A 3,472-nucleotide genomic window follows, 5' to 3' on the forward strand; every position below is an offset into this window, starting at 1 on the left:
TTATAACTAATCCAAAGCCCTTCGGATGTCACAAATGAAAATCCCACATTATAAGTATCCTCCTTTGGCAGATAAAAATCCGAAATCAAATTAAGCTTGGAATCCAAAACCGAAACCAAAATTTTATTGTAATTAACATAGTGAAAATCGGCCTCATTGGAGTTTGGCCGGGGAGGACTACTTAATCGATAGTAAACGTTTCTATAAGAGTCATAGAAAATTTTATAATAGAAAGGATTTTCCGCCATGAATGACTGTTTTTCAGAAGAAGTCATTGGACCGAATGGAATATCATCAGCTTTGACCTTTGTCCAAGGTGGATTTGCCTCTACAGAACTGACAATGGAACTATGAAAATCATATCGGAAAACCTTTGGACTGCCCGAAAAAATATATGCGAAGCCCTTTCCATCAAGCGTAGCTGAAGTCAAAAAAAGTTTACTTAAATCAAGCTTTTGGCCTAGGTATTCTTCCGGATAGTAAACGGGGATAGATTTCGATTTTCCCGTCTCTAGTGAATATGAGGCAAATATCCTTTTCTTCTCAGGTTGATTAAAACTCATAAAATAAAGGAATATTTCTTGCGCCTCTGAATTATATAAAAGTTGTGATGCGAATCGAAGGGAAGGACTATTATCATATACCTTCTCTCTTTCATCAATGTCAAAGCTACTCTCAAAATCACTATACCTTCTCTTCAACTGTCCTTTACTAGTGATCAATACAATGGCTTGATTATTCTCTGCCAAAAAAATAGAATCTTCATTGTGGTAAAAAAAGCTAGTGATCTCATTGACAGCATTTGGTCCATTCAATTCAAATGGAATGGAAGAAACCACCGAATCCACACGCGTATCGATAATATCAAATGAATGGTTAAAAGCATTAAATACGATCAATGAATCATTCCTTACTTGATTAAAAAAATAAAATTGGCCTAGCGAGTTACCGGTATGGAAATACTTCGAAACCACTTCAGGGGAAAAAGAAACAGGAACAGTTCTCTTCTCTGAACAGGAAAATAGTCCAAGAAATAGAAGAGCAACCGAGGCAAGTTTTACCCTCAGGAAAAGGTCTAATTTTTTCATAAATCTACGAATTCCATCTAAGCGGAATTATATAAAAGTATTCACTTAGACTTTTACCTCAAATCAAACCTGAAAAGATTAGCCTTCCCATCATCGACATATCCCACCAGGTAGTTGTCATCTTCATGTACGGCAATACGGCTGACCTCTTGATCTAATTCCAGAATTTCAATGGGATTCAAATCCCAGTCATAAACAAGAATCCTGCTGCTTGTTTGAAATAGATCGTTATTCCAAGGTAAATCATTGTAAAGCACATAGATTTTATCCGCCGAGACAGCGGTACTGATATTTCCAAAAACTGCATCTGGCAGAATAGTGGAAGAAACTCTTGAGGAGTTTTCTGATGGATCAAATAGCGTAGGCCAATAATGTCGTGAGGCTGATAGTTCTAAGTCCCCATTCTTATTCAGTTCCAGTACATCCATATTAAAAGAATAATAAGAGGTGCTTAATGTTTTCGGACTCTTTGGGTTCTTAAAAAAAATAAATTGATAAGCTAATGCTAAATTCATGGCCGGAACGGCTGGAAAATCATCCTGAAAAGGATATGCGCCCAAAGACTGAACATTTTCAGCTTTAAAATATAGGTTGTAAGGCTGACCACCGTCTAGTGAGGAAGCTAAAAACCGGATGGAATCGAGCTTCACAAACTGTCTTAAAAGACCGTTAATTGGAAACAAATAAGGTTCACAATCAGCAGTTTGTGTTGAGTCTTCAAGAGAGGAGACCGGAAAGCTTTGAAAGCGGATTTGAGAGCCATCATATATTCCCATATTCTCCCCATCACTTCCGTATCTGTTCAAAAATACAGAAGCACTAAGTTCGCAGGGACCCTGACCTGAACGGCCAAACTTCCCCAAGTATCCATCTTCGACAGGATCGATCAATCGATAGATATAGTCCAATCCATCGTCATTAATCAATAATTTATCCTCCACCAAATACATGTTCCAAGCTCGAAACAGTGAATCGGCGGAGGATAAGGGTAGAGCACTCAGTTTTCTTGACCGGTCAAATTCCTCCAATGGATCCGTCAATTCGACTTTTTTACTGCAAGAAACAAATAGTGAAATTAAAACTACAAAAGAGAAAAGAAGACTATTTTTCATGTGTCTATAATTATTTTTCAATGGCCACATAGCCTGTCCCGAGAATCGGGAGAATCTCGCATGCTTGCCCTGATAGATCGAGAAAAAACAAAGTGTGATGACTACATCATGCCTGTCTTATTAAGAAAGGCTCGATTTCATGATCGGAAAAGAAAACAAGCTAAATAAAAGATCAAGTTACATGTAAGATGGACAGCGAACTTCAGTACCTTTTGCTACATTGAAATCAACCTGATTACCGTCTGAATCGAAATACACGACAACAGCACACTCTATCCATGGATTTTCTAAACAACAAATAACAGTAGGTTCTGCCATTGACTCTTGAGACATGACCATAGGAAGGAAGAGCAACCCAAAGCAAATACTTTTGATGAAATTTTTCATTTTTTCAAAGATTTAAAATTAAACGATTGATTAAAAAAGCTCACAGCGCTGAAAACTTGAACTAAAAGTAGCCCCCCCCATGAGAAAAACAAGGTTTTCCTAAATAATTTTTACTGCTTTAGCCAAATTTAGTTAATAATTTCTAAGTAGCACTGATCCAAAGGAGTCTGCGCTTTCTTTTGATTCCCATATTCTAGGTTTATGGCTGAATTTCAGATCATGTGACGGCTGCGCTAACCTTTGGGGTTTTAGAAACCCCGAAGGTTTTTGTCAATTTTTCGCTGAGCGGCTTCTGGTGAAGTAGCACAGCGGGGAAAGAGTTTTGAATAATCCTCCTATTGTTTTAGTAAATTGACGATAGGATTTTCCCATTATTCAATTTGAAAGAAAAACAATTTATCCTCATACAAAATTACAACTTCAGATTCCTTAAAGGTAAAAACCTCATCGGGAGTCGTATCATTCAGATTAGGTAATGGATAGGATCTCAAATAATTAAATTCCAAGTCATAAACATCCAAAATTCGCTGATCTGGATAATCAGTATGCCCAACATTTGAAATGATCAGAATTTCATTGGGAGTCATAAAAGAATCATAAATCAACTCAGGGGCATCTTCTAGCATGACTATCCCACCTTCATCGAGCACCTTGGGTTTCTCATAATCATGGAGATACTTTCCAAACTGTACCTCCCCTGACTTTTTATCCAGAACAAACCAAAAACTTGAAAAATAGGAAGTAAAGACTATTCGCTCTTTATTGGACAATAACTTTCCTTGATAAATCAATCCAGAGTAATCCTCCTGGAAAAGATCGTTTAGTGCTGATATAGGCTCTTTTCGAGAATTACCGATTGAATAATGAGCAAAATTCAACCTCAAT

General features: G+C 37.1%; 4 protein-coding genes. All 4 read right to left on the reverse strand.

The window, feature by feature from the left end:
• The coding region (locus OU792_RS18245; RefSeq protein WP_274671011.1) for a DUF4221 family protein at positions 1 to 1,088 on the reverse strand (1,088 nt) is incomplete at its 3' end.
• Between the two features lie 53 nt (positions 1,089 to 1,141).
• Positions 1,142 to 2,200 (reverse strand): BF3164 family lipoprotein, encoded by a 1,059-nt coding sequence (locus OU792_RS18250; RefSeq protein WP_166669392.1) that lies wholly within the window; start codon positions 2,198 to 2,200, stop codon positions 1,142 to 1,144.
• Positions 2,201 to 2,377: 177 nt separating this feature from the next.
• A complete protein-coding gene (locus tag OU792_RS18255) occupies positions 2,378 to 2,587 on the reverse strand; it encodes a hypothetical protein (RefSeq protein ID WP_134201508.1) in 210 nt (69 codons plus the stop codon).
• Between the two features lie 371 nt (positions 2,588 to 2,958).
• On the reverse strand, positions 2,959 to 3,472 hold a 514-nt coding region (locus OU792_RS18260), incomplete at its 5' end, for a hypothetical protein (RefSeq protein ID WP_274671012.1).

Source organism: Algoriphagus sp. NF (genome assembly GCF_028823735.1).
In the GTDB taxonomy this organism is placed as follows: domain Bacteria; phylum Bacteroidota; class Bacteroidia; order Cytophagales; family Cyclobacteriaceae; genus Algoriphagus; species Algoriphagus marincola.